The sequence below is a fragment of the Sphingomonas sp. SFZ2018-12 genome (genome assembly GCF_022496715.1).
In the GTDB taxonomy this organism is placed as follows: Bacteria; Pseudomonadota; Alphaproteobacteria; order Sphingomonadales; family Sphingomonadaceae; genus Sphingomonas.
This window is the reverse complement of record NZ_WTFM01000007.1, coordinates 100,138-125,972: the sequence shown is the minus strand read 5'-3', so window position 1 is coordinate 125,972 and position 25,835 is coordinate 100,138. Positions and strand designations below refer to the sequence as shown.

Annotated in this window: 19 protein-coding genes, 2 tRNA genes and 1 pseudogene; 13 read left to right on the top strand and 9 right to left on the bottom strand. The window is 65.6% G+C overall.

Annotated elements, in window-relative coordinates:
* Positions 1 to 212 (top strand): annotated as a pseudogene (locus GO308_RS17580) (hypothetical protein); the annotation flags it as partial.
* A gap of 68 nt (positions 213 to 280) precedes the next feature.
* Here GO308_RS17580 and GO308_RS17575 read toward each other — a convergent pair.
* The 4 genes from GO308_RS17575 to GO308_RS17560 form a co-directional block, all read right to left on the bottom strand.
* A tRNA-Gly gene (locus GO308_RS17575) sits at positions 281 to 354 on the bottom strand.
* Between the two features lie 54 nt (positions 355 to 408).
* Positions 409 to 987, bottom strand: a complete 579-nt coding sequence (locus GO308_RS17570) for a hypothetical protein (RefSeq protein WP_197417181.1) — start codon at positions 985 to 987, stop codon at positions 409 to 411.
* Positions 988 to 1,100: 113 nt separating this feature from the next.
* A complete protein-coding gene (locus GO308_RS17565; RefSeq protein ID WP_240886321.1) occupies positions 1,101 to 1,931 on the bottom strand; it encodes an alpha/beta hydrolase in 831 nt (276 codons plus the stop codon).
* Positions 1,932 to 2,179: 248 nt separating this feature from the next.
* Positions 2,180 to 2,265 (bottom strand) — tRNA-Tyr (locus tag GO308_RS17560).
* Positions 2,266 to 2,395: 130 nt separating this feature from the next.
* Here GO308_RS17560 and rlmB point away from each other — a divergent pair.
* The 7 genes from rlmB to GO308_RS17525 all read left to right on the top strand — a co-directional run bounded on the left by rlmB (position 2,396) and on the right by GO308_RS17525 (position 11,038).
* Positions 2,396 to 3,142 (top strand): 23S rRNA (guanosine(2251)-2'-O)-methyltransferase RlmB, encoded by a 747-nt coding sequence (rlmB, locus tag GO308_RS17555; protein ID WP_066480277.1) that lies wholly within the window; start codon positions 2,396 to 2,398, stop codon positions 3,140 to 3,142.
* A gap of 54 nt (positions 3,143 to 3,196) precedes the next feature.
* Complete coding sequence (gene argB / locus GO308_RS17550; protein WP_066480276.1) at positions 3,197 to 4,096, top strand: acetylglutamate kinase; 900 nt, start codon at positions 3,197 to 3,199, stop codon at positions 4,094 to 4,096.
* Between the two features lie 107 nt (positions 4,097 to 4,203).
* The gene (locus GO308_RS17545; RefSeq protein WP_066480275.1) at positions 4,204 to 4,518 is read left to right on the top strand and encodes a YggT family protein; all 315 of its coding nucleotides are present in this window, start codon (positions 4,204 to 4,206) and stop codon (positions 4,516 to 4,518) included.
* 44 nt (positions 4,519 to 4,562) lie between these two features.
* Positions 4,563 to 5,456, top strand: a complete 894-nt coding sequence (gene folD / locus GO308_RS17540; RefSeq protein ID WP_240886320.1) for a bifunctional methylenetetrahydrofolate dehydrogenase/methenyltetrahydrofolate cyclohydrolase FolD — start codon at positions 4,563 to 4,565, stop codon at positions 5,454 to 5,456.
* A gap of 22 nt (positions 5,457 to 5,478) precedes the next feature.
* On the top strand, positions 5,479 to 6,099 hold the full coding sequence (locus GO308_RS17535; RefSeq protein ID WP_066675268.1) for a MarC family protein: 621 nt from the start codon (positions 5,479 to 5,481) through the stop codon (positions 6,097 to 6,099).
* Positions 6,100 to 6,366: 267 nt separating this feature from the next.
* On the top strand, positions 6,367 to 9,498 hold the full coding sequence (locus tag GO308_RS17530) for a TonB-dependent receptor (RefSeq protein WP_082730973.1): 3,132 nt from the start codon (positions 6,367 to 6,369) through the stop codon (positions 9,496 to 9,498).
* Positions 9,499 to 9,577: 79 nt separating this feature from the next.
* A complete protein-coding gene (locus GO308_RS17525; RefSeq protein WP_240886319.1) occupies positions 9,578 to 11,038 on the top strand; it encodes a sulfotransferase in 1,461 nt (486 codons plus the stop codon).
* A 37-nt stretch (positions 11,039 to 11,075) separates the two neighbouring features.
* On the opposite strand, the gene GO308_RS17520 is transcribed toward GO308_RS17525, so the two are convergent.
* The gene (locus GO308_RS17520) at positions 11,076 to 11,582 is read right to left on the bottom strand and encodes a hypothetical protein (RefSeq protein ID WP_066480267.1); all 507 of its coding nucleotides are present in this window, start codon (positions 11,580 to 11,582) and stop codon (positions 11,076 to 11,078) included.
* A 110-nt stretch (positions 11,583 to 11,692) separates the two neighbouring features.
* Between GO308_RS17520 and GO308_RS17515 the strand changes: the two genes are divergently transcribed.
* Together GO308_RS17515 and GO308_RS17510 are read left to right on the top strand one after the other, a co-directional pair.
* Positions 11,693 to 14,740: a TonB-dependent receptor gene (locus GO308_RS17515; RefSeq protein WP_346769097.1), complete on the top strand. Its 3,048-nt coding sequence runs from the start codon at positions 11,693 to 11,695 to the stop codon at positions 14,738 to 14,740.
* A 131-nt stretch (positions 14,741 to 14,871) separates the two neighbouring features.
* Complete coding sequence (locus GO308_RS17510; protein ID WP_240886318.1) at positions 14,872 to 16,134, top strand: aspartyl/asparaginyl beta-hydroxylase domain-containing protein; 1,263 nt, start codon at positions 14,872 to 14,874, stop codon at positions 16,132 to 16,134.
* A gap of 78 nt (positions 16,135 to 16,212) precedes the next feature.
* Here the strand turns inward: GO308_RS17510 and clpB are convergent, their stop codons facing one another.
* A complete protein-coding gene (gene clpB, locus GO308_RS17505; protein ID WP_240886317.1) occupies positions 16,213 to 18,792 on the bottom strand; it encodes an ATP-dependent chaperone ClpB in 2,580 nt (859 codons plus the stop codon).
* Positions 18,793 to 18,940: 148 nt separating this feature from the next.
* On the opposite strand from clpB, the gene GO308_RS17500 reads away from it, so the two are divergent.
* On the top strand, positions 18,941 to 21,070 hold the full coding sequence (locus GO308_RS17500; RefSeq protein ID WP_240886316.1) for an acylase: 2,130 nt from the start codon (positions 18,941 to 18,943) through the stop codon (positions 21,068 to 21,070).
* A gap of 120 nt (positions 21,071 to 21,190) precedes the next feature.
* The gene (locus tag GO308_RS17495) at positions 21,191 to 23,407 is read left to right on the top strand and encodes a TonB-dependent receptor (protein ID WP_066480258.1); all 2,217 of its coding nucleotides are present in this window, start codon (positions 21,191 to 21,193) and stop codon (positions 23,405 to 23,407) included.
* A gap of 147 nt (positions 23,408 to 23,554) precedes the next feature.
* On the opposite strand, the gene GO308_RS17490 is transcribed toward GO308_RS17495, so the two are convergent.
* A complete protein-coding gene (locus GO308_RS17490; RefSeq protein ID WP_066547088.1) occupies positions 23,555 to 24,199 on the bottom strand; it encodes a DNA-3-methyladenine glycosylase in 645 nt (214 codons plus the stop codon).
* A 66-nt stretch (positions 24,200 to 24,265) separates the two neighbouring features.
* Between GO308_RS17490 and GO308_RS17485 the strand changes: the two genes are divergently transcribed.
* On the top strand, positions 24,266 to 24,583 hold the full coding sequence (locus GO308_RS17485; RefSeq protein WP_240886315.1) for a 2Fe-2S iron-sulfur cluster-binding protein: 318 nt from the start codon (positions 24,266 to 24,268) through the stop codon (positions 24,581 to 24,583).
* A 215-nt stretch (positions 24,584 to 24,798) separates the two neighbouring features.
* Here the strand turns inward: GO308_RS17485 and GO308_RS17480 are convergent, their stop codons facing one another.
* Both GO308_RS17480 and GO308_RS17475 read right to left on the bottom strand, forming a co-directional pair.
* Positions 24,799 to 25,443, bottom strand: a complete 645-nt coding sequence (locus GO308_RS17480) for a queuosine precursor transporter (protein WP_066675255.1) — start codon at positions 25,441 to 25,443, stop codon at positions 24,799 to 24,801.
* Positions 25,444 to 25,506: 63 nt separating this feature from the next.
* On the bottom strand, positions 25,507 to 25,797 hold the full coding sequence (locus GO308_RS17475; RefSeq protein WP_066480282.1) for a 4a-hydroxytetrahydrobiopterin dehydratase: 291 nt from the start codon (positions 25,795 to 25,797) through the stop codon (positions 25,507 to 25,509).
* Between the last annotated feature and the right edge of the window lie 38 nt (positions 25,798 to 25,835).

Genomic DNA, 25,835 nt, shown 5'->3' with positions numbered 1-25,835 from the left:
TCATCGCCCGGCTCGAGCACCAGGTCGGCCGCATCCTCGTCAACGGCTGGCCGACCGGGGTCGAGGTCTCACCCGCCATGGTCCATGGCGGACCGTTCCCCGCCACCTCCGACGGCCGCTCCACCTCCGTCGGCACCCTCGCCATCGACCGCTTCCTCCGCCCCGTCTGCTATCAGTCAGTCCCCGATGCCCTCTACCAGAGGCTCGGGTGACAACGTGCCGGTAAAGCTCTCATATGACAGCGGATACTAGGAGCTCGGACGTTTCGGGAAGGGGGCGGTGGAGCGGGTAACGGGAATCGAACCCGTATATTCAGCTTGGAAGGCTGCTGCACTACCATTGTGCTATACCCGCGCACGCGGCAGGCGAGCGCCTTAGCCGAAATCGCGCGCGGCGGGCAAGCCGACTTTAGCGGGCGGCGGTAGCCGGTCGTATGGACTGGCGGGTATAAGCCTTCAGCACCTGGCCCTGGTAAAACACAGCCGATCGGCCCGTGACGAACAAACTGACGATCGCCGCGCCGACCGGATTGCCGAACCGGCCACCATTGTCGACGGTCCCTCGCTCATAATAGGTGCCGGACACCGGGAGGGTGCCCCCGGGGAGGTCGATGCTGCGCAGTTCGATGAGCAGCCGGCCGGGCTGGCCGGGAATGCTTCGACGGGTCACGCCCATTACGCGGCCGGTCGCCTGTGTGCCGGCGGGGATCACCACTTGGCCGTTCAGCTGCACATCGTCGGTAACGGTCAGCCCAAAAATATCGCCTTCCTCGGCATCCTTGCTCGACAAAGTTACGTTCAGTCGCAGCGACACTTCCGTGTTGACGGGCAGGCCGCCACGCCGATCATCGTGGGTGGCGATGCCATAGGGAACGGGCGGGCCGAATACCGACCGAGAACCACCAGCTCCCTCGGCCGCTGCGGCCCGCGGTTCCGGCGTGGCCGCAATCAGTGCCAAGCCGCCCAACATCACGAATCCCGCTCGCATCATCCATGCTCCACGCCAAGCATCAAACGCGCGCAGAATAGGCGATGTTCGCGGCAAGCGTAGGGGGCGGGAGGCGACGAACACGCTGCGCCGCCGGCGGCAAACTCGGCCGCCTATCCCGAGATAAAGGCCAGCAGGTCCGCGTTCACGATGTCCGGGTGCGTGGTGCACATGCCGTGCGGCAGGCCCGCATAGGTCTTGAGCGTCCCATGGCGCAGCAGCGCGACGGCAAGCGGTGCTGAGTCCGCATAGGGGACGATCTGGTCGTCGTCGCCGTGCATCACGAGCGTCGGCACGTCGATCTGCTTCAGGTCTTCGGTGAAGTCGGTCTCGCTGAACGCCTTGATGCAGTCGTAATGCGCCTTGGCACCGCCCATCATGCCCTGTCGCCACCAATTCTGGATGACGCCCTGGTCCACCTTGGCGCCCGGCCGGTTGAAGCCGTAAAACGGCCCTGAGGGAATATCGAGGAAGAACTGCGCGCGATTGGCGACGAGCGCCTGTCGGAAGCCGTCGAATATCTCGATCGGGAGACCGCCCGGATTCCGGTCCGACTTGACCATGATCGGGGGCACCGCGCCGATCAGCACCGCCTTTGCGACACGTCCAGGCTTTGCGCGCGCGACGTAACGCGCGACCTCGCCGCCGCCGGTCGAATGGCCGATATGGATGGCGCCGCGAAGGTCCAGTGCATCGGTCAGCGCCGCGACGTCGGCGGCATAGCTATCCATTTCGTTACCGCTGTCGGTCTGGGTCGAGCGGCCATGGCCGCGGCGATCGTGCGCAATGACCCGGAAGCCCTTGAGCAGGAAGAACATCATCTGGTTGTCCCAGTCGTCCGCGCTGAGCGGCCAGCCGTGATGAAAGACGATGGGGGTCGCGTCCTTCGCGCCCCAGTCCTTGTAGAATAGCCGGGTGCCATCGCTGGTCGTCACGAAAGTCATGCGCTCGGTTCCTTTTCATGCGGGGGCAGGGAAGGCGATGCGGCTCATATCCTGTCGCGCAGGCGGGATTGACGATGCCGGCGCACGGAGCTTCGGGTCGAGCCAAGATACCGGCGCGCAAAATCGGCCGCGCGCATATGGAAGATAGCACGCGGGTGCCGGTCGCTCCATCCGGTTCATGTCGGCAGGTGGAGACAGGCCGTCCGACGGTCGGGACCGGCAGCGATCCGAAAGGGCGTTGCCGCCGGTGGTGGACAGGGCTGGATTCGAACCAGCGTACGCTCACGCGGGCAGATTTACAGTCTGCTGCCTTTAACCACTCGGCCACCTGTCCATTGGGCCGCCTTGTCAAGCGAGCGGGTGCCAATGCCGAAGCGGGCACCCCCTGTCAACGCCTTGCACGCCGCCGGCACCGACCCTAGCGTCGCGCTCGATCATCCTCGGCACGAAAGGACCCTGTTTCCATGGCAAGGCGCGGCCATCGCCCCTCGCAACCTCATTCGGGCCGCCCCCGCTTCTGGGGCCGCCACGCCGTACTGGCGGCGCTGGCCAATCCGGAGCGGACGGTGCGCAAATTGTGGGGCACGCGCGAAGCCTTGGCGGCGCTCGATCTGCCGCCGGTGCTGCAGATCACCTATGCCGACGTGGCCGACCTCGCCCGGCTGGTGCCGGGCGACGCCCCCCACCAGGGCCTGGTGGCGGAGGTCGAGCCGCTGGAGGACATGTGGCTCGGCGACCTGCTGGAGCAGGGGGTGAACGACACGCGGCCGATCCTGATGCTCGACCAGGTGACCGATCCGCACAATGTCGGCGCGATCCTGCGTTCGGCGGCCGCGTTCGACGCACTGGGCATCGTCACCCAGGACCGGCATTCGCCACCCGAATCGGGCACGGTCGCGCGGTCGGCATCGGGCGCATTGGAAGTCGTGCCGTGGGTGCGCGTCGTCAACCTCGCTCGCGCGCTCGACGAGATTGCGGAGGCCGGCTATTGGCGGATCGGGCTGACGGGCGCGGTCGACACGACGCTCGCCCAGGCGCTGGGGCCGGGCAAGGTCTGCCTGGTGCTGGGCGCGGAGGGCGAAGGGATGCGCCACAACACCCAGGCGCATTGCGATACGCTCGCCCGGCTGCCGATCGGGCCGAAGGTCGAGAGCCTCAACGTGTCGAATGCCGCCGCGATCGCGCTCTATGCGGTGGCGGCGCGCAGCTGAGCCCGGTGCGCGCGACGGTTCCCGCCCGCCGCATTCCACGCTAAGGGCGCGCGCATGACCAATCACAGCCCCGATCCGGCGATGCTCGCCAAGGCCGAAACGCTGACCGAGGCGCTGCCCTATATGCAGCGTTATGCCGGCGCGACCTTTGTCGTGAAATATGGCGGCCACGCGATGGGCGATGCCGAGCTGGCACGCGATTTCGCCGAGGACGTCGTGCTGATGAAGGCGGTGGGCATCAACCCGGTCGTCGTCCATGGCGGCGGCCCGCAGATCGGTGCGATGCTGAAGCAACTGGGCGTCGAATCGCGCTTCGTCGACGGCTTGCGGGTCACCGATTCCGAAACCGCGCGTGTCGCGGAAATGGTGCTGTCGGGTGCGATCAACAAGGAAATCGTCGCCTGGATCGGCGCGGCGGGCGGCAAGGCGGTCGGCATTTCCGGCAAGGACGGCGGTTTCGTGCGCGCGGCGAAGGTGACGCGCACGACGCGGGACCCGGACAGCAATATCGAAAGCGTCGTCGATCTGGGCTTTGTCGGCGAACCCGAATCGATCGACCGTACGGTGATCGACACGTTGACCGCGGCGGGCATGATTCCGGTGATCGCGCCGATCGGCATCGGCGCCGATGGCCAGACCTATAACATCAACGCCGACACGATGGCGGGCGCGATCGCCGCCGCGCTGGGGGCCGAGCGGCTGTTCCTGCTGACCGATGTCGCCGGCGTGCTCGACAAATCGGGCGAGCTGCTGACCGACCTCGATCCGGACGGCGTCGCCGCGCTGCGCGCCGACGGGACGATCACCGGGGGCATGATCCCCAAGCTCGAAACCTGTGTCACCGCTGTCGCGGGCGGGGTGGACGCCGCGGTCATCCTGGACGGGCGGGTCCCGCACATCATGCTGCTGGAGGTCTTCACCCGGCGCGGGGCGGGCACGCTGGTGCGGCGATAGGTAAATCCACGCGCGACGGCGGCAGCGCGCGGCGCGGTCCGGCCGGGCTTGTTTCGGGTCGAGCCTTTCCTGTATCGCGGTCCTAACACAGTCGCTGGAGACCGGGCTTGACCACCTTCCTACTGATCCTGTTCGACATCATTCAGGTGCTGCTCAACGTCGTGTGGTGGATCATCATCATCCAGGCGATCCTGTCGATCCTGATCGCGTTCAACGTCATCAACACCTATAATGATTTCGTCGCGGGGCTGTGGCGCGGGCTCAACACGCTGACCGAGCCGGTCTATCGCCCGATCCGCCGGATCCTGCCCGATCTGGGCCCGCTCGACCTGTCGCCCTTCGTCGTGCTGATCGCGATCTCGATCATTGGCGACATCATCATCCCGCGCATCGCGGCGGCGCTGATGACCGGCGTCGCCTGAACGCGGGTGGCGTGCGGCCGCACCAGCGGCTAAGGGGCGTCGCCATGACCGCCGCTCTCATTGATGGCAAGGCGTTTGCGCAGGGCCTGCGCGACCGGATTGCTGCGCATGTCCCCGCCTTTTCGGCGGCATCGGGCGGGCGCGTGCCGGGGCTGGCGGTGGTGCTGGTCGGCGAGGATCCCGCGTCCGGCGTTTATGTCCGTGCCAAGGGCAAGGCGACGCTCGCCGCAGGCATGGCGAGCTTTGAGCACCGGCTGACCGCGGACATCGCCGAGGCCGATCTGATCGCGTTGATCACCCGGCTCAACGCCGACCCAGCAGTCGACGGCATCCTCGTCCAGCTGCCCCTGCCGGCGCATATCGATGCGCAGGCGGTGCTGCTCGCGATCGACCCGGCCAAGGATGTCGATGGCTTTCATCCGGTCAATGCCGGGCGGCTGGCAACGGGCATGCCCGGCTTCGTGCCGTGCACGCCACAGGGCTGCCTGATGCTGCTGCAGGACCGGCTTGGCAGCCTGGCGGGGCTGGATGCGATCGTGATCGGCCGATCGACGATCGTCGGCCGTCCGATGGCCGCCTTGCTGACCGCGGCCGATGCGACGGTCACGCTCGCGCATTCGCGCACCCGCAACCTTGCCCATCACGTCGCCCAGGCCGACATCGTGGTTGCGGCGGTCGGCCGCGCGCATTTCGTGCGTGGCGAGTGGATCAAGCCCGGCGCGACGGTGATCGACGTCGGCATCAATCGCGTCGACGGGCGGCTGACGGGCGATGTCGATTTCGACGGGGCGGCATCGGTCGCAGCCGCGATCACGCCGGTGCCGGGCGGCGTCGGCCCGATGACGATCGCGTGCCTGCTGCGCAACACGTTGATCGCGGCGCACCGGCGGGCGGGAGTCGCGCTCGATCTGGCCGCCGTCGACGTCGGCGCGGCCTGAGCGCGGGCGGGGGCATCGGGCGATGACCGAATTGTTCGTATCGGCGTTCATCACGCTGTTCGTGATCATCGATCCCCCGGGATGCGCGCCGATCTATGCCGGGCTGACCACGGGGGCGGGCGCGGCGCAGCGCCGGTCGATGGCGGTGCGTGCGGTCGGCATCGCCGCGCTCATCCTGGTCGTCTTTGCCCTGTTCGGCGAGGATCTGCTGCGCGTGCTGGGCATCAGCCTCGACAGCTTCCGCATCGCGGGCGGCATCATGCTGTTCCTGATCGCGCTCGAAATGGTGTTCGAAAAGCGCACCCAGCGGCGCGAGGATCGTGCGCAGAAGATCATGGACACCCCCGAGATCGAGGATGTTTCGGTCTTTCCCATGGCAATGCCGATGATCGCGGGGCCGGGGTCGATCGCATCGATCATGCTGCTGATGAGCCGCTCCAACGGCACTGCGGAATCGTTGGTCGTCCTCGCCGCGCTGGCGCTCAACCTGCTGCTCACCCTGCTCGCGCTGATTGCCGCGGCGCCGATCATGCGGGTCCTTGGCGCGAAGATCGAAGCGGTCATCACCCGCCTCCTCGGCGTCCTGCTCGCCGCGCTCGCGATCCAGTTCGTGATCGACGGGGTGCGTGAAAGCTTCATCTAGGTTGACTTTGCCTGAAACGCGGAATCTCGCGAAAAACCTAGCTGAATTGCTGTTATAGTACACTATGGCGCAATAGAAAGTTGCGGATTTAGAGTATTTGTTGAAACGGCGTGACGATTTTCGTGCCAATTTTACAACAGTATTAAAAAAGCGGGGTCCAGGATGATGGAAGCGCTTTACAGAAAACTGTCACAAAGTGAGGTTGCCCCCCAATAAATAAGGGCATCGGACGATGGGAGCCGGTGCCGAAACCATGGGGACAAGTGAATGCGTAACGTCAATCGAGCTGCGAGTGTCAGGCTTCGCGGTGGTACGGCGCTGAGGGCGCTGGCGCTGCTGGGTGTTTCGGTGGGTGGCCTGGCGGCCAGCGCAATCCCTGCCGCGGCGCAGGATTTCACCAACGTCACGGCGACCGGCCGCGTGACCGACCAGTCGGGCAAGCCGATCCCGGGCGCGACCGTGACGGTCACCTCGGACGCTCAGGGCTTTTCGCGTACGGTGACCACGGATTCGGGCGGCACCTACCGCGTGCCCCAAATTCCGCAGGGCGACTATACGTTCGAAATCAGCGCCGATGGATATTCGCCCTATCGTGAAGAGGGCATCGGCCTGACCCAGTCGACCGCAGGTAACGCATTCCAGCTGGCGGCAGCGGGCACCGAGACGGCGAGCCCGTCGAGCGGCGAGATCATCGTCACCGGCCGCCGCGTCCAGGTGTCCGATTTCGACCGCACCACGACCGGCGCCGTGATCCAGGTCGGCGAGCTGGCGACGCGCGTTCCCGTCGCGCGTGACCTCACTTCGATCATCCTGCTCGCGCCGGGCACCAGCCAGGGCGACAGCGCGTTCGGCAACCTGGCGTCGGTTTCGGGCTCGTCGGTTTCGGAAAATGCGTTCTTCGTCAATGGCCTGAACATCACCGAATTCCGCGAGGGCCTGGGTTCGGTCGGCGTTCCGTTCGATTTCTACAACACCGTCGAAGTCAAGAACGGCGGCATTCCCGCGGAATTCGGTCGTTTCACCGGCGGCTTCATCAACGCGGTCACGAAGTCGGGCGGCAACGAGTTTCATGGCGGCGTCCTGTTCAACTGGCAGCCTGAGGGCCTGTATTCGGAATCGCCCGATACCGTCATCGCGCTGAACTCGACCGACAAGCGCGAGCTCAGGACCGCGACGTTCCAGCTTTCGGGCCCGATCATCAAGGACCGCTTGTTCTTCTACGCATTGTACCAGACCAACGACCGGCAGCAGTCGGACGATGTCCTGGGCGTGAACACGGCGGGCCCGGATCCGTTCTCGACCGGCATCCGTCGCGAGATTTTCAAGACGCGCTCACCCTTCTGGGGCGGCAAGCTCGACGCGATCATCACCGACGGCCATCGTCTGGAATTCACCTATTTCGATTCGACGCAGGTCCAGACGGTCGACAGCTACGCCCTGTCCTATGACAGCCGGAACGGCGGCGAGCCCGTGCTCGGTCGGTATCAGAATACCACGCGTAACGTGCTCGGCGGTGAGAACTATGTTGGCCGCTATACCGGCCAGTTCACCGACTGGCTGACGATCTCTGGCGCGTACGGCAAGAACAAGAATGCGGAAATCGCCGGTTCGGCCGACGACGACTATCCGACGATCATCGATACTTCGGGCGCCTTCAACCCCGTGCTCGCCGGCAACCCGTTGAACGTGATCAATGACAATTCGGATGAGCGCGAATTCTATCGCGGCGACATCGACCTGTTCTTCACGCTGTTCGGCCAGCATCACATCAAGGGCGGGTACGACAAGGAAAAGCTGACGACCAATGCGGTCAGCCGCTACACCGGCGGCGTCGCGTGGACGTACAACTTCTCGGGCGTGAACGGCGACGTCTATGCGCCGCCGAACACGCTGTACGTCGCCGGCCGTACCTTCGTGAACGGCGGGACGTTCACGTCGAACAACGAAGCGTTTTACATCCAGGATTCGTGGTCGCTGTTCAACAATCGCCTGACGCTCAACTTGGGCGTCCGCAACGACCGGTTCTCGAACGACAACGTGAACGGCGAAACCTATTACGAATCGGGTAACGCCTGGGCGCCGCGCCTGAGTGCCGCGTTCGACGCGTTCGGTGACGGGCGCACGAAGGTCGTCGGCTCGTTCGGTCGTTACTATCTGCCGATCGTCGCCAACACGAACATCCGTCTCGCCGGCGCAGAGCTCGACTATACCCGCTACTTCCGGGTTGCGGGCGTGAACCCGGACAATACGCCGATCCTTGGTGCGCCGCTGCTCGGCTTTGCCGATGCGACGAACTGCCCCGACACCGGCGTGGCGAACTGCGACATCGTGTCGGACGGCGTCGCGACGCCGACCGAGGCGACCGTGGCGAAGAACCTGAAGCCCCAGTCGGTCGACGAATACATCCTGAGCGTCGAGCAGAAGATCGGCGAGCGCTGGACGGTTGGCCTGATCGGTCAGTACCGCAGCCTCAACGAATCGCTCGAGGACGTGGCAATCGACGCAGCGGTGCTCGCATATTGCGATCGCGAAGGCATTTCGGGTTGCGACGACATCTTCACTGGCTTCCACCAGTATGTGCTCGTCAATCCCGGCGCGCCGGCGCGGATCACGCTGTCCGACCCGATCGGTGGCGAAAGCACGCTGCGGACGGTCGACTTCAGTGCCGCCGACCTCGGCTATCCGCGGGCGGAGCGCACGTACAAGGCGGTCATTCTGACGGTCGACCGCGAGTTCGACGGCAAGTGGAGCTTCAGCGGCTCGTACACCTGGTCGAAATCGGAAGGTAACATCGAAGGCGGCGTCCGTTCGGATAACGGCCAGACCGACTCCGGTCTGACCACCGCGTTCGACCAGCCCGGCCTCGTCAACGGTGCGTTCGGCTATCTGCCGACCGACCGGCGCCATCGCATCAAGGTGTTCGGCTCTTACGCCCCGTTCGAATGGCTGACGCTGGGCCTTCAGGTCCAGGCCGAATCGCCCCGTCGTTTCGGGTGTATCGGGCGCGTGCCGCGGTCGATCGACGCCTTTGCCGGCGCCTATGGCGCGGCCGGCTTCTACTGCAATGTCGACGCGCAGGGGAATGTGATCACGAACCCGCTGTTCCCCGGCTTTTCGGACGGGGCGACAAGCACGTCGTTGTCGCTGACGCCGCGCGGCAGTCAGCTCAAGTCCGACTGGCTGACCTTCACCAACGTGTCGGCGATCTTCAAGCTGCCGACCGACGCGTTCAGCGCCGCACTGCGTTTCGACGTGTTCAACCTGTTCAACGAAAACGCGGCGACCGACCTTCGTGAGGTGGGCACGCTGAACAACGGCCGCCCGCGCAACGACTATGGCCGTCCGCTGACGTATCAGCAGCCCCGCTTCGTGCGGATGCAGCTGTCGTTCGACTTCTAAGGTCGGGCAGGCGACAAGATGGGGAGGCTGGGAAACCAGCCTCCCTTTTTTGTTCCGATCTTGATAGGCCGGATCGACCATGCCGACGCCAGCCGAATTCGTCGCCGCACTGCGCGAGGGCGATCCGATCCGCGCAGTTTCGATCGTAAAATCCTTTCTCGCCAACCGGACTCCGCTTGGCGAACAGTGGCGGCCGATCGCGAAATTCTGCGCCGATGCTGGGGAATGGCAACTGGCGCTTGCGGCCGCTGACCAATGGGTCTCGCTTCGCCCGTCGGAAGCTGCGCGGCGGCTCTATCGCGCCGAACTTCTCGCCCGCGCCGGCCGGATCGAAGCCGCCGCCGAGTCCCTCGCGCCCCTGCTCGCGCATTCGCCCGAACCTGCCTTGCTGCACTTCCTCGGCACATTGGCGATGCAGATGGGAGAGGCGGCGCGCGCGACTGAGTTGCTGCGCGCGGCGGCGGATCGCTTTCCGGGGTCGGGAACGACCTGGCTCACGCTCGCCAATGTCGGGCGGATGCGTGCGGACGATCAATATGCCGACGCACTGCTGGCGGCCGAGCGCCACCTGGCAAATGCGCCGCCTGGCGAACGCGCCGCCTATCTTTACGCGCGCGGCAAGACGCTTGACGATCTTGGCGATCACGATCGTGCCTTCGGTGCCTATCGCGAAGGTGCTGCGCTCGCACGCGCGGAACGTCGCTATGACCGCGCCGCCGACCTGGCAGCCGCGCGGGCCATCATCGCCAATTTCGATCAGCGGTGGATCAGGGATGCGGTGCGTCACGGTGCCCCCGCCTCACGCGCGATCTTCGTCACGGGCCTGCCGCGATCGGGCACCACGCTCGTCGAGCAGATCCTGAACAGCCACAGCCAGGTCGCCGGCGGCGACGAAGTGAACCTGATCACGACCGCGATGCTTCCGTTCGGCGGCGTGGCCCCCGAACGCCTGTCGGCGCGGCTCCGCTCACATGGTCGCGACGCCTGGTCGGGCTTTGTCGAGCGTTATCATCACCTGATCGCCGAGCGGTTCGGCGAGGCCGGGCGCATCGTGGACAAGAGCCTGAACGTCAGCCGCACCGCGATGCTGATCCGTGTCGCGTTTCCCGATGCGCCGCTGATCTGGATGCAGCGCGACCGGCTGGATACCGCATGGTCAAGCTTCCGCACCCACTTCGCCCAGGGTGTCGGCTGGAGTTTCGACATTGAGGACATGGCGGCGCATTATGCGATTGAGGACATGCTGTTCGCGCACATCCGCGCGCTTTACGGCGACCGGATGATGGCGGCCGACTATGAAACGCTGGTCGCCGATGGTGATGCCGCCATTCCCGCGATCATTGATCATTGCGGTCTGGCGCCCGAGCCGGGGGTTCGTACGTTTCACGAGTCCAAGCGCGCGGTCACGACCTCGAGCGTGATGCAGGTCCGCCGGCCCCTGAACCGTGACGCAATTGGCGCATCGGCACGCTATCCCCAATTCGCCGATGCGTTCGCGGCCGCCTATGCGCGCGAACGCGCTGCGCTGGGGCTGGTGTAGCTCGCCGGCCTTGACCGAGACTATTCGTCCCCGCCGCCTATTCGACACGTCGCGCGCGAAACGTCCGTCCGCTTGAGAAGCGCACCAGATAGCTGCCCAGCGCGGCGCGGCGGATCGTTGCCTCCGACCCGACCTTGGGCGGAAATGGCACCATTTCGGTGGTTTCCCACACTGCGCCTTCCTCCACCACGAAGCGCAGCAAGCCGCCGCGCAGCACGCCTACGGACTTGAGCGGACCGGTCAGCTTGGCGACACCCTCGGCATCGCGCTCGTCGGGTTGCTGGCTGAACAGGCCGATCCGCGGCAGCGAAAAGCCGAACAGCGACCGCTTGGTGCGACGAATTTCCTGCCGATCCGTCACGATCACGTCCTTGCGCTCGACCGATGTGACGAGCGCCGCAGCCGCAGCGTCGAAGCAGCGCAGCCGTTCCGCATCGACCGCAATCGCCTGGCATCGTCGCAAGGACGCCACCGCGCCCGACGCGCTCGGCTCGTCTGCCGCTGCCTGCATCAATATCAACGGAACCAGCAATTCGAACGTCATGGGCTCGGCCTCTCCTGTGTTTTATCACTGTAAAACGGGTCGCGCGGGTGTGGCAACTGCACGCGGCGGCTGTGTCAAATTTGCGACAGATTAGCGGAGATTTTGGGTTCGTGCGGGATGGCCGTTGTCTGCGCAATCATGCTTCGCGTATTGGCGACACCATTGCGGCTTCATTACGGAGCCGCTGGTGCGCGCCGGCAGCCCCGGCGCGGTCAAGGGGAACAAAAATGTCTCTCAATATTCGTAAGCATTTGCTTGCTTCGACCGTGCTTATCGGCCTGACTGCGCTGGCGCCGGTCGCCCATGCGCAGGATGCGACGCCCGCGACGGAAGAAGAATCGCCCGAGTCGGGCGACATCATCGTCACCGGGTCGCTGATCCGCAATCCCAACCTCGAGGCCTCGAGCCCGATCAACGTCGTGAGCGAGACCGAGCTTCAGCTGCGCTCGATCACCAGCTCCGAACAAGTGCTTCGGGAGCTTCCGGGCGTCGTTCCTGGAGTTGGTTCGCAAACGAACAACGGCAATGGTGGCTTCGCAACCGTCAACCTTCGCGGTTTGGGCGCACAGCGCAACCTGGTGCTGCTCGACGGCGACCGCCTCGTCACCGCGAACCAACTTGGCACCGTCGACCCGAACAACATTCCGGTCGCGCTGGTGCAGCGCGCCGAAGTGCTGACGGGCGGCGCGTCGACCACCTACGGCGCAGACGCGGTTTCGGGCGTCGTGAACTTCATCACGCGCAAGGATTTCGCCGGCGTGCTCGCGCAGGCCACGAACCAGATCACCGAACAGGGTGACGGCAATATCTTCACTGCCGACCTGACGATCGGCGCGAATTTCGACGATGGCCGCGGCAATGCGGTGCTGAGCCTCGGCTATCAGGAAGCAGACCCGATCTATCAGGGCGCGCGCGACATCTCGATCTTTGAGATCAACGGCTTGAGCGGGCGCGGTGCCGGTTCATCGGCGACGTCGGTTCCGACGACGGTGACGATTGGCGGTGTCCGCAGCCAGCTCAACCCCGCCGGCACGCTGCTGGTACCGGAATATGCCGGGTTCAATTTCAACCCGTTCAACATTTTCCAGACGCCTTTCAAGCGGTTCAATATCTATGCGGCCGCCAATTATGAAGTTTCCGACACGATCGAGCTCTACACGCGCGCCGCGTTCTCGAAGAACGAGGTCGCAACGATCATCGCGCCGTCGGGTATCTTCGGCGAGGCGCTGACGATCCCGGGCAACAATCCCTACCTGCCGGCTGGCGTGCGCGATCAGCTCTGCACCTCCGCGGGTATTGCCCTTGGCACTGCTTGTAACACCAACGCGGCGATCCCGCTGTCTGCGGTGTTCCGTCGCACGGTCGAGCTCGGGCCGCGCATTTCGGACTATACCACGACCTTCTTTGACTATCGCGCCGGTGCTCGAATCAACATCTCCGACACCACGCGCTTGGATGTCTCGGCATCGTACGGCGAGAGTGATCTTGTTCAGATTCAGTCGGGCTATGTGCTGCGCTCGCGTGTGCAGCAGGCGCTGAACGCGAACAACACCACGACCTGCACCAACACTGCCAATGGCTGTGTGCCGCTGAACCTGTTTGGTGCGCAGGGCAGCATTCTGCCCGAGCAGGCTGCGTTCATCGCGGGTGAGAGCACGATCACGATCAAGAACCAGCTGTCGCAGGTCCGCGCGATCCTGACCGGCGATGTCGGCAGCATTTTCTCGTCGGGAGCGGAACCCGTTTCCTACGCAATTGGCGCAGAGTATCGCGATTACGGTTATGAACGCCTTCCCGACGTCCTGGCGGCAATCCCGGGCGAGCTCGGTGGCGCGGGCGGCGCGGTGCCGCGCTTCGCTGGCAGCTATGACGTCAAGGAAGTGTTCGGCGAAGTTATTGCGCCGATCATCGCTGATACGCCATTCTTCCACTCGCTGACGCTTGAGGCTGGCATCCGCTATTCGTCCTACAATGTGGAAGCGGCGAGCAGCCCCAGCTTCGATTCCGTCACCTGGAAGGCAGGCCTGAGCTGGGAGCCCGTTCAGGACATTAAGCTGCGCGGCAATTATCAGCGGGCGGTTCGCGCGCCGAACATCAATGAGCTGTTCTCGCCGCGAAACATCCTGCTGACCAACTTGGCGATTGATCCGTGTCAGGGCACGCGACCGGTCGGCAACGCCGGCCTCACGGCGGTCTGTCTCGCACAGGGCGCCCCGGCTGCTACGATCGGCCGAATTCCTGCGCCGACCGCCGGGCAAGCCCAGTCGCAGCAGGGTGGCGATGTCAACATCCAGCCGGAAACCGCCGACACGTTTACCATCGGCGCGGTCATCAGCCCCGGCGCTCTGTTCGAAGGGTTCACGCTGTCGATCGATTACTACAATATCATCGTGAACGATGCGATCACGGCCCCCACGCCCGCCGATGCCATCAACGCATGTTTCGGGGCCACGCCCGCAACCGTGTCGGCGGCTGCCGCTCAGACGGCGGCGTGCACCAACATCCGCCGCAGCCCGGCGGACGGGAGCCTTTCGGGCTCGCCGACCAACACGTTCGGTCTGCCGCTGCTGCTGTCGAACACGGGACGCTTGGCCACCGACGGCATCGACCTGACGGCCAACTACACTCGGACCTTTGGCGATATCGGCCTCAACCTCACCTTCATCGGCAACTGGACCAATAATCTGCGCTTCCGCAGCTTGCCGACGTCGGTGAACCGCCAGTGCGTCGGCTTTTTCAGCGTGAACTGCAGCCCGGACAACGGTCAGATCGCACCGGAGTTCTCGTTCCAGCAGCGCACCACGGTGTCGTTCGGACCGGCTGATGTGTCGCTGCTGTGGCGTTATATTCACCCGGTCGAGTACGAGCCGGGTCTGACGCCGCTGTTCAGCGGCACGATCACGGGCACCACGCCGCTCGTCGGCACCACGGAGAACTTCAACACGATCGGAGCGTATCACTATTTCGATTTGTCGACCCGCTTCCGCATGAACGAGAATTTCGAGTTGATCGGTACGGTAACCAACCTGTTCGATCGGGATCCGCCGCTGACCGGCAGCAACGTCGGCTCCACCGGCGCAAATAGCGGCAACACCTTCCCGGCGACGTATGACGTCATCGGTCGCCGCTTCAGCATCACGGGTCGCCTGACCTTCTAATTACAGGTGACTTCGACCAAAATGGGGGGAGCGGCCAATGGCCGCTCCCCTTTTTGTTGGCGGGCAAGACCATACCCAGCATGGCCGCCGCAACGGTTGCCGCACCGCAAAGCCTGTGATCTAGACACGCAATGACCACCCTTGATCCCCGTTTGACGGCTGCCCTGAACGCCGCCGCGAATGCTCGCCAGGCCGGGAACGCGGCCGAGGAACTGCGCCAGCTCGATGCCGCGTTCGCCATTGCCCCCGATGACCCGAGAGCAGCGAATGCGCGCGGGATGCGGGCGCTTGCCGATGGCGACGCCGAACTGGCGCGCCGGTGCTTTGCCACCGCCACCGCCGCCGATCCGGGCGAACCCGCGCTGTGGATGAACCTGGCCACCGCCAATCGCCAGATCGGCGATGACGACGGTGAGGCTGCGGCGCTGGACCGCGCGCTGTCGATCGACCGGCTTCATTTCATGGCGACGTTGCGCATGGCCGAATTGAACGAGCGGCGCGGGCGGCTTGCCGATGCGGCGCAGGGCTGGAGCGGCGTGGTCCAGATGGCGCTCGCGCTCCCCGAACGCCCGCCGCGGGTTGCGGATGCGCTCGCCCGCGGCCAGGCCTTCCTGGCTGCGCACAATGCCCAGCTCGCCGATCGCCTGGACGCGGAGCTGAGCGCCGAGCTGGCAGCAATGGGGCAAGCGGCCCGCCGATTCAATGCGTGTATCGACCATGTGCTTGGCCGCCGCGCGATCTATACCAACCAGTGCCACGGCATCCATTATCCCTTCCTGCCTGCCGATGAGTTTTTCGATCGCGCCATGTTTCCGTGGCTGGACCAAATCGAGGCGCGCACCGATGCGATCCGGGCCGAGGCGCTGGCGCTGCTGAGCGAGGGCGGCGCGGATATCCGGCCCTATGTCCGGCAGGATGCCGGGACGCCGGAGAACAAATGGTCGGCGCTCGATCACTCGCTCGACTGGAGCGCGTGCTTCCTTTGGGAATATGGCGTCCGCAACGAAGCGGTCTGCGCGCGCTGTCCTGAAACCGCAGCCGCGCTCGACGCGCTGCCCCGCAACCACATCCCCGGCAAGGCGCCATCGGCATTCTTCTCGATCCTGGCACCCGGGGCGCACATCCCGGCGCACACCGGCGTGACCAACACCCGCGCGATCATCCATTTGCCGCTCGTCGTGCCCGCCGGATGCCGTTTCCGGGTCGGCGGCGAAACGCGCGAATGGCGTGAGGGCGAGGCGTTCGTCTTCGACGACACGATCGAGCATGAAGCCTGGAATGACAGCGCCGAACGCCGGATCGTCCTGATCTTCGACGTGTGGAACCCGCATTTGACGCCGCAGGAGCAGGCGCTCCTCCAACGCTTCTATGCGATCTCCGACGCCCGGGGCTAGCAAGGGCTGCGATCAACTTGCCCCGCCCCAGCCCCTCCCCTTCAGGGGACGGGTGAACCAGGCCGATCGAAAACCTCTCTAAGCCACCCGCAGCGTCAGCGCGCCGTCGCCATCTTCGATCGTCACCGTTGACCCGTCCCTGACCTGCCCACGCAGGATCAGGTCGGCGAGCGGGTCCTGCAGGTAACGCTGCACCGCCCGCTTCAACGGCCGCGCGCCATAGACCGGGTCATAGCCGACCCGCCCAAGCCACGCGCGCGCGCCATCGGTCAGGTCGAGCGTCACCTTGCGGTCGGCGAGCACCCGCTGGACCCGCCCGACCTGAATGTCGACGATCGGCGCCATATGCTCCTCACCCAACCGGTGGAACAGGATGATCTCGTCCAGCCGGTTGAGGAATTCGGGGCGGAAATGCCCGCGAACGATTTCCATCACCTGCGGCTCGACATCGCTGACCGACTGGCCGTCGGCCAGGTTGGTCAGGAGCTGGCTGCCCAGGTTCGAGGTCAGGATGACGATGGTGTTGCTGAAATCGACCGTGCGCCCCTGGCCATCGGTCAGCCGCCCGTCGTCGAGCAGCTGCAGCAGCACGTTGAACACGTCGCCATGCGCCTTCTCGACCTCGTCGAACAGGATGACCTGATAGGGCCGGCGGCGGACCGCTTCGGTCAGTACGCCGCCTTCCTCATAGCCGACATAGCCCGGCGGCGCGCCGATCAGGCGGGCGACCGAGTGCTTTTCCATGAACTCGCTCATGTCGATGCGGACCATCGCATTGGCATCGTCGAACAGGAATTCGGCGAGCGCCTTGGTCAGCTCGGTCTTTCCGACGCCGGTGGGCCCCAGGAACAGGAACGAGCCGAGCGGGCGGTTGGGATCCTGTAGCCCGGCGCGACTGCGGCGCACGGCAGTGGCGACCGCGCGCACGGCATCGGCCTGGCCGATCACGCGCTTGGCCAATTGCGCCTCCATGTGGAGCAGCTTCTCGCGCTCGCCCTCCAGCATCTTGTCCATCGGAATGCCGGTCCAGCGGCTGACGATCGCGGCGATGTCGTCGGCGGTCACTTCCTCGCGCAGCATCGCGCCGGCGGTCGCGCCCTGCGCCTCCTCCAGCTGGCGGGTCAGCTGGGGGATGACGCCGTAGCTCAGCTCGCCCGCGCGCGCGAGGTCGCCCTGGCGCTGCGCCTGATCGAGTTCGACGCGCGCGGCGTCAAGCTGTTCCTTGAGCCGGGCTTCGGACTGGATCTTGTCCTTTTCGGCGTGCCACCGCTGGGTCAGCCCGGCGGACTGCTCTTCCAGGTTGGCAAGCTCGCCCTCCAGCGTCGCCAGCCGGTCGCGCGACGCCGCGTCGGTTTCGCGCTTCAGCGCCTCGCGCTCGATCTTGAGCTGGATGATCCGCCGGTCGAGCGCCTCGATCTCCTCGGGCTTCGATTCCACCTCCATGCGGATGCGGCTGGCGGCCTCGTCCATCAGGTCGATCGCCTTGTCGGGCAGGAAGCGGTCGGTGATGTAGCGGTTGGACAGCGTCGCCGCCGCGACCAACGCCGCATCGGTGATCCGCACGCCGTGGTGCAGCTCGTATTTTTCCTTCAGGCCGCGCAGGATCGACACCGTGTCCTCGACGGTCGGCTCGCCGACGAACACCGGCTGGAAACGGCGCTGGAGGGCTGCGTCTTTCTCGACATATTTGCGATATTCATCGAGTGTGGTCGCGCCGATGCAGTGCAGCTCGCCGCGCGCCAATGCGGGCTTGAGCAGATTGCCCGCATCCATCGCACCTTCGGATTTGCCCGCGCCGATCAGCGTGTGCATCTCGTCGATGAACAGGATGATGTCGCCTTCGCCGGCCTTGACTTCGTCGAGCACGCCCTTCAGCCGCTCCTCGAACTCGCCGCGATATTTGGCCCCGGCGATCAGCGAGCCCATGTCGAGCGCCATCAGCGTGCGGTCCTTCAGGCCATCGGGCACGTCGCCATTGACGATGCGCAGCGCCAGCCCCTCGGCGATCGCGGTCTTGCCGACGCCGGGCTCGCCGATCAGGACGGGATTGTTCTTGGTCCGGCGCGCCAGGATCTGGATGGTGCGGCGGATTTCCTCGTCACGGCCGATGACGGGATCGAGCTTGCCGTCGCGTGCGGCTTGCGTGAGGTCGCGCGCGAATTTCTTGAGCGCGTCATAGCGGTCCTCGGCCGATGCGGTGTCGGCGGTGCGGCCCCCACGCAGGCTGTTGATCGCCGTATTGAGCGCGTCGGCCTTCACGCCTGCGGTCGCCAGCGCCTTGCCGGCAGCGGTGGCTGGCGAGAGCACCAGCGCGAGCAGCATCCGTTCGACGGTGACGAAGCTGTCGCCCGCCTTGGCCGCGACCTGCTCGGCTTGGTCGAGCACGCGGACCAGGTCGTTATCGACGCCCGGCGTCGTCTGTGCGCCGGAGCCGGACACGGCGGGAATCTTGGCCAGCGCCGCATCGGTTTCGGTCAACGCGCGCGCCGGATCGCCGCCGGCTGCGCGGATCAGGCCGGACGCCATGCCTTCCGTATCCTCGAGCAGCGCCTTCAGCAGATGTTCGGGCGAAATCCGCTGATGGCTCATTCGGATCGCGACGGTCTGCGCCGATTGCAAAAAACCTTTGGCGCGGTCGGTGAATTTTTCGAGGTTCATGGCCCTGGTTTCCGTTCCTGAGACACCACAGGTAATGTTGTAATTTTACCACACAAGGGGCGCGTGGCTGGACGTGACCCCGTTGTCCGGCTTTGTATAGGCGCGCAAAGGGTGTGACCAACAGATTGCGGTCACTGGGGAGGCGCAAATGCGGTGGATCAGGCGGGCCGTACTGGCATTCGTGGTGCTCGCCGTCGTGGCGGCGATTGGCCTCGCGGTATGGGAGCCGCTGACGGCAAGTCAGCGCGTCGCACCGGCCTCGCGCCGCTACGACGTGAAGATCGCGCGCGATCGCTATGGCGTGCCGCACATCTTCGGCGCAACGGACGCCGATGTCGCGCACGGTATCGGCTATGCCCATGCCGAGGATGATTTCGATACGTTGCAGCAGGTGCTGGCGATGACGCGCGGGCGTCTGGGTGCGATCACCGGGCAGGACGGGGCGAAGACCGATTATGTCCTCCACCTGCTGGACGCGCGCAGCACCGTCGCGCGTGACTATGACGCGCAGCCCGCCGACGTCCGCGCGCTGCTCGACGGCTATGCGGCGGGTTTGAACCTCTATGCCGCGCGTCATCCGGGCGAAGTGAGGCTGCGCGGGCTCTTCCCTGTCGACGGCGCGGACGTCGCGACGGGCTTCGTGCTGCGATCGCCCTTTTTCTTCGGGCTCGATTCGGTGCTGGGCGCGCTGGCGGGGGGCGAGCCGCTGCCGCGCGAACATGCGCTGCCGGAGGCCCCCGATGTCACGCCTGCGGGGCCTGCCGAGATCGAGAAAGGCTCCAACGCCTTTGCCGTCGCCCCCAGGCGGTCGGCGGACGGGTTCACCCGGTTGATCTCGAACTCGCACCAGCCGTGGCGCGGTGCCGTCGCCTGGTACGAGCTGCGCGTCCACTCGCGCCAGGGCTGGCACTTTGCCGGCGCGACCTTTCCCGGTGCGCCCTATCCGCTGCTGGGCCACAACCGGACGCTGGGCTGGACCAACACGGTTAACCGCCCCGACCTGATCGATATCTACAAGCTGGTGCTGGACGACAGCGGCAATCGCTATCGCTTTGATGGGCAGTGGCGACCGCTGGAGCGCAAGCGGGTGTGGCTGCGCGTCAAGATCGGGCCGTTCGTGCTGCCGGTGCCGCGTTTGGTCGAGCGCTCGATCCATGGCCCGGTGCTGCGCGACAAGGATGGCGCATTCGCGATCCGCTATGCCGGGGGCGACCAGCTGCGGATGGTCGAGCAATATTATCGCCTCAACAAGGCGCGCGACTTCGCCGAGTGGCAGCGGGTGATGGCGATGCAGGCGGTGCCGGCGACCAATTTCGTCTATGCCGACCGTGCGGGCAATGTCGCGCTGTTCTACAACGCCGCCTTTCCCAACCGAAAGCCCGGTTTCGATTATCGCGGCGTGCTGCCCGGCGACACGTCGCGCGCGCTGGCGGGCGGGACGGTCGCGTGGACGGCGGTACCGCGCAACGTCAACCCGGCGTCGGGCTTCATCATCAATGCCAATCACACGCCCTTCATCGCCGCCGGCCCGGGATCGGAACTCGATCGCGCCGCCTATCCCGACCTGTTGGGCATCGAGGCCGACGTGACCAACCGCGGCACGCGCTCGATCGAACTGCTGGCGGCCGACGCGTCGATCACCCGCGCCGAGCTGGAGGCGATCAAATACGATACGCGCGTCAGCCGGGCGAGCTGGCTGCGGCCGTGGTTCGAGCGCGTGATGGCGGTCGATCCGGGCGCTGACCCGCTGCTCGCCCGCGCGCGCGCAATCCTGCGGCAATGGGACTGGAATTTCGACGGGGTCGGCGCGGCGGACGCGCTGGCGGTGCTGATCGCGCGCGAGGGCAATCGCTGGCACTATCCGCGCAAGCCGCCCGCCGATGCGCGCCAGGTGTTGCGTGACGCGGCGGTGCACCTCGACACGCATTTCGGCCGGCTCGATCCGCCGCTGGGCGAAGTGCTCCGGCTACGCCAGGGAAATGTCGACCTGCCGCTCGACGGCGGGCCCGACGTGCTGCGCGCGATGGCGCTGTGGGACGTCGCCGATGATGGCCGGCTGGCGGTGCGCCACGGCGACAGCTTCCTGATGTTCACCGAATGGGCGCCAGACGGCAAAGTCAGGTCGGAGTCGATCCAGCCTTTCGGGGCCGCGACCACCCGGCCCGCTTCTCCACATTATGTCGACCAGGCACCGCTGTTCGTGAGCCGCAAGACCAAGCCGGTTTGGTTCGATCCGGCTGAACTCAAGCCCAACATCGTGCGCATCTATCGCCCCTGAGACAGCCGCCCCTGCGGCAAAGATGCAACGTGTGGCGAACTTGGCCAGGATCGTGCCCATTGCCTCTTGTGATGATGTAACATTGCAATTAGACGGCGCGCCAGTCTTCAGGAGTTGTGCATGATCCGTCCCCTTGCCTTGCTCGCTACCACCATGTTCGTCGCGCCCGCCGCGCTCGCGGAGACGCGCGCTGATCCGGTGCCGCCCACACCGGTCGCGGCAACCGCCGATGACGGCGCGTCGCAGTCGTCCAGCGCCCCCGCGGATTCGGTGCATGGCGAACGCGCCACCGACATCATCATCACCGCGCCGTTCGTGCGCGAGCTCGATGTGCTGGCCAACAAGTCGGTGCTGACCGGCGACCGTCTGGTGCAGGACATCCGTCCGACGATCGGCGAGACGTTGACCCGTTTGCCCGGGGTGTCGGCGACGTCATTCGCCCCTGGCGCATCGCGGCCCGTATTGCGCGGTTTCCAGGGGGAACGCGTGCGCGTACTGACCGACGGGCTCGGCTCGCTCGACGTTTCGAACACGTCGACCGATCATGGCGTCACCATCGATCCGCTGACCGCCGAGCGGATCGAGGTGCTGCGGGGGCCCGCCGTGCTGCTGTTCGGCAGCCAGGCGATCGGCGGCGCGGTCAACGTGATCGACCGCCGCATCCCCCGCGCGGTGCCAGTTAAGGGCTTTCACGTCGATGCGCTCGGGACCTACGGCTCGGCGGCGGAAGAACGCAGCATCGGCGGTGCGTTTGATGTGGCCGTGACCCCTAATATCGTCGTTCATGCCGATGGCAGCTATCGCCGCTCGAATGACCTGGAAGTGGGTGGCTTCGTGCTCTCGCCGCAACTGCGCGCCGAGCAGCTTGATCTGGCGGCCGAAGAGCGCGCGGAGGGCGAGCTCGATGCCGCCGACGAGGCCACCGAACTTGCCGGCCTGCGTGGCGCGATTCCGAACAGCGCGACCGAAACCTACACGCTGGGCGGCGGCATCGCACTGATCAACGACCGTGGCAGCCTGGGCTTTTCCGCGGGCTATTACGACACCAACTACGGCGTTCCCGCACGCCCGGGCGCGGAGCACGCCCATGAAGGTGAAGCGGGCGACGAGGGCGAAGGCGGGGAGGAAGAGGGCCCCGTCACCATCGACCTCAAGCAGTTCCGCGCGGACATGCGTGGCGAAATCTTGGTCGAGAACGGCTTTATCGATCGCATCCGCGCCCGGGTCGGCTATGCCGATTACGAACATACCGAGTTTGAGGGCCGCGAAGTCGGGACGCGCTTCTTCACCGACGCATTCGAGGGCCGGGTTGAACTGGTCCAGTCGGACGGTGGCGATTGGCGCGGCGTGACCGGGATCCAAGGGTTCACCCGCGATTTCGTCGCGATTGGCGCCGAAGCCTTTGTGCCGCCGAACCAGACTGACCAGTTCGGTCTTTTCACCGTGCAGGAGTTCGATTTCGGTGACGTGGGCGTGGAGATCGCCGGCCGATACGAGCGTACCGACGTCCGCTCGAACAGCGTCCGGGTCGGTCTGGAAGAGGACGCGCCGCTGGTTTCCGTCGATCGCGGTTTCGATACCTTTTCGGCCGCCCTCGGTCTGACCTATCAGGCAAGCGACACCATCCGATTTGGCTTGACCGGCTCGCGCGCCGAGCGCGCGCCGTCGGCGGAGGAACTCTTCTCCAACGGTCCGCACGTCGCGACCCAGGCATTCGAGGTCGGCAATCCCGGTTTTGACACCGAAAAGAGTTGGGGGATCGAAGCCTTTGCCAGTGGCCAGCTCGGTCCGTTGAACTTCAAGCTGAACGGCTATGCTACCTGGTTCGACGATTTCATCTTCGAGTTCGACACCGGCCTGGAGCAGGACGAACTACCGCTGTTCCAATATGCCCAGTCGGACGCGCGCTACGTCGGTTTCGAAGCAGAGGTGAATGCCACCCTGCTCGATCGCGGCGGGTTCAGCCTGAAGGGCGACCTGATCGGCGATTATGTCAATGCCCGCCTGACCGATGGCGGCGGCCCGGTGCCGCGCATCCCGCCGCTGCGCGTGCGTGGCGGGCTCGAGGGGGCGGCGGGTTCCTTCGGTGGCCGCATCGAGGTCGAGCATGTGTTCGAGCAGGATCGCGTCGCCACCTTCGAAAACCCGACCGATGACTTCACCCTGGTCAACGCGTCGCTGTCCTGGCACCCGTTCGGCGATGCGAGCGAGACCACGCTCATCGTGTCCGCGAACAACATCTTCGACGTCGATGCGCGCCGCCACGCGTCGTTCACCAAGGACTTCGTGCCGCTGCCCGGCCGCGACATCCGCGTGGCGGCCCGGTTCAGCTTCTGAGCGGCGCGCGGGCGGCAATCTGCCGATCCGCCACCGCGCAGTCGGCCATTCATCCATCGTCTCGTCGTCACCCCGGCCTCGTGCCGGGGTGACGGGATGTGAGAATGGAAGCGCGCGCGTGGAAATCCAACCCAGCCCCGCGCCCGCTTACACCGGCGCGGCCGCGGTCTTCCCTGCGCTCAGCCGCTCGCCATAATGGTGCCAGGTCATGATGGCGGCGGCCCCCCGATGCGGTCGCCAAGCTTCGGCGAGTTCGCGCGTGAGCCTTTCGGTGGGTCGTTCGTCCAGGCCCAATATGTGCCCCATCTCGATCTGCACCGCCAGGTCGCCAGCGGGCCAGATGTCCGGCCGCCCTTCGGCGAACAGCAGATAGATTTCCGCCGACCAGCGCCCGATGCCCTTGATCGCGACCAGCGCGGCGATCGCGTCCTCGTCATCGGCAGGCAGGCGGTTGAAGTCGAGTGTCCCTGACGTGACCATGCCCGCCAGGCTACGCGCATAGCCCATCTTCTGGCGCGACAGGCCCGCGCCGCGCAGCGCCTCGTCCGACGCGGCGGTCAGCCGCGCGGGATCGGTGGCATCGCCCAGCGCCGCGTCGAGCTTGCGCCACACCGCGTCCGCCGCGCGGGTGCTGACCTGCTGGCCGATGATCGTCCGCAACAGCGTCGCATAACCGCGCGGGCGCAGGCGCGGCGGCGGATAGCCGACCCGCCCGATCGCTTCGCCCATGCGCGGTTCGAGCGCCGATATCGCGTCGAGCGCGTGACGAATCTGCTCGGCGCTCAGCCCCATGTCGGCAATCCTTGAAAAGCCGGCGCGGCGGCGGCATGGCAAGCGCGAAACGGAAGAGGATCCATCATGCCCAACCTTATCGTGGTTACCCGTGACGGAACAGAGCGCGTCGTCGCCGGCGAGGCCGGCCTGAGCGTCATGGAAGTGATCCGCGACAACGGGTTCGACGAATTGCTGGCGCTTTGCGGCGGCAGCTGTTCGTGCGCCACATGCCACGTCCATGTCGATCCGGAATTTGCGGCCAAACTGCCGAAGATGGGCCCGGATGAAGACGATTTGCTCGACAGCTCGTCGGACCGCGACGAAACCTCGCGCCTGTCGTGTCAAATCCAGTTCACCAGCGCGCTCGACGGGCTGCGCGTGCGGATCGCGGCGGAGGATTGAGCCCGGGCGCGGGCGACGCCGCGGCAGCCAAAGGCATGTCGTCACCCCGGCCTCTTGCCGGGGTCCAACGCCAAGCACGCGTACCCGCTCGACCCATCGCGCGATACCTTGCCGGCGGCACCGGCTCGACTTTTAGTGACCGACCCCGTGAATGTTGCTCGGTGGACCCCGGCACGAGGCCAGGGTGACGGCAAGACGTCTGGTGTTGGCGTAATCTACGCCGGCTCGGCCCGATCCAGTCGGCGGGCAACCGCGACGAAGCCGGTAATCAGGAACGGCACCAGCACGATCGACAGCACCACCTTGGTCAGCATCTGGCCGGCCATCAGTTCCAGGATCGGTCGTTCGCCGTAGAAGGAAATGGTGATGAACAGGATTGTGTCGACGACCTGCGACACGATGCTGGCAATCATGCCGCGCAGCCACAGCATCTTGCCGGTGCCGCCGATCAGGCGGTTGAAGACATAGACGTTGAGCGTCTGTGACGTGCCATAGGAAATGAAGCCCGCCAGCATCAGTCGCACGCTCTGTCCGACCACGATCGGAAAGGCGGTGATCGCGGGGGGGTACATTGCCGGATCGTTCGGCAGGTGGATGACGACCTGGATCAGCAGTGCGGAGACGAGCAGCGGCACGAAGCCCAACCGGACCAGCATCGTCGCGGTCTTCTGGCCGTGCAGCTCGGCGACCGCGCTCGACATCACCACCAGCAGCAGGAACGGGAAGATCCCGGCCTCCACGACCAGCGGCCCCAGCATCACCTGTTTCACCCCGAGCACGCCGGCGATGCAGACCATGCCGCCGTAAAGGATCGAAATGATGAAGAGCGAGCGCGGGATCGCGGGCGGGGGCGTGGTCATTGCCCATGACGCTAGCCGGAATTTCAGGGCGGCGAAACAATCTTTCCGGCGTCGGTGCCGGTGTCAGTCGACCAGTGCGTCGATCGCCTGGGCGAGCTCGATGTCGCGCGGCGACAGCCCGCCCGCGTCGTGCGTGGTCAGCGCAATCTCGACCCGGTTCCAGACGTTCGACCATTCAGGATGATGATCGGCTTTTTCGGCGAGCAGCGCGACCTGCGTCATGAACGCGAAGGCTTCGGAAAAATTGTCGAAGGTGAACTGGCGGACGATCGCGGCGCGGGCATCGTCATAATCCCAGTCGGGCAGGCCATCGAGCGCCTCGGCCCGTTCGGTTTCGCTCAGCTGCTCGATCATCGGCGCGTCCTCTGCCCTGCTTGCGGCGTCCACCCGAC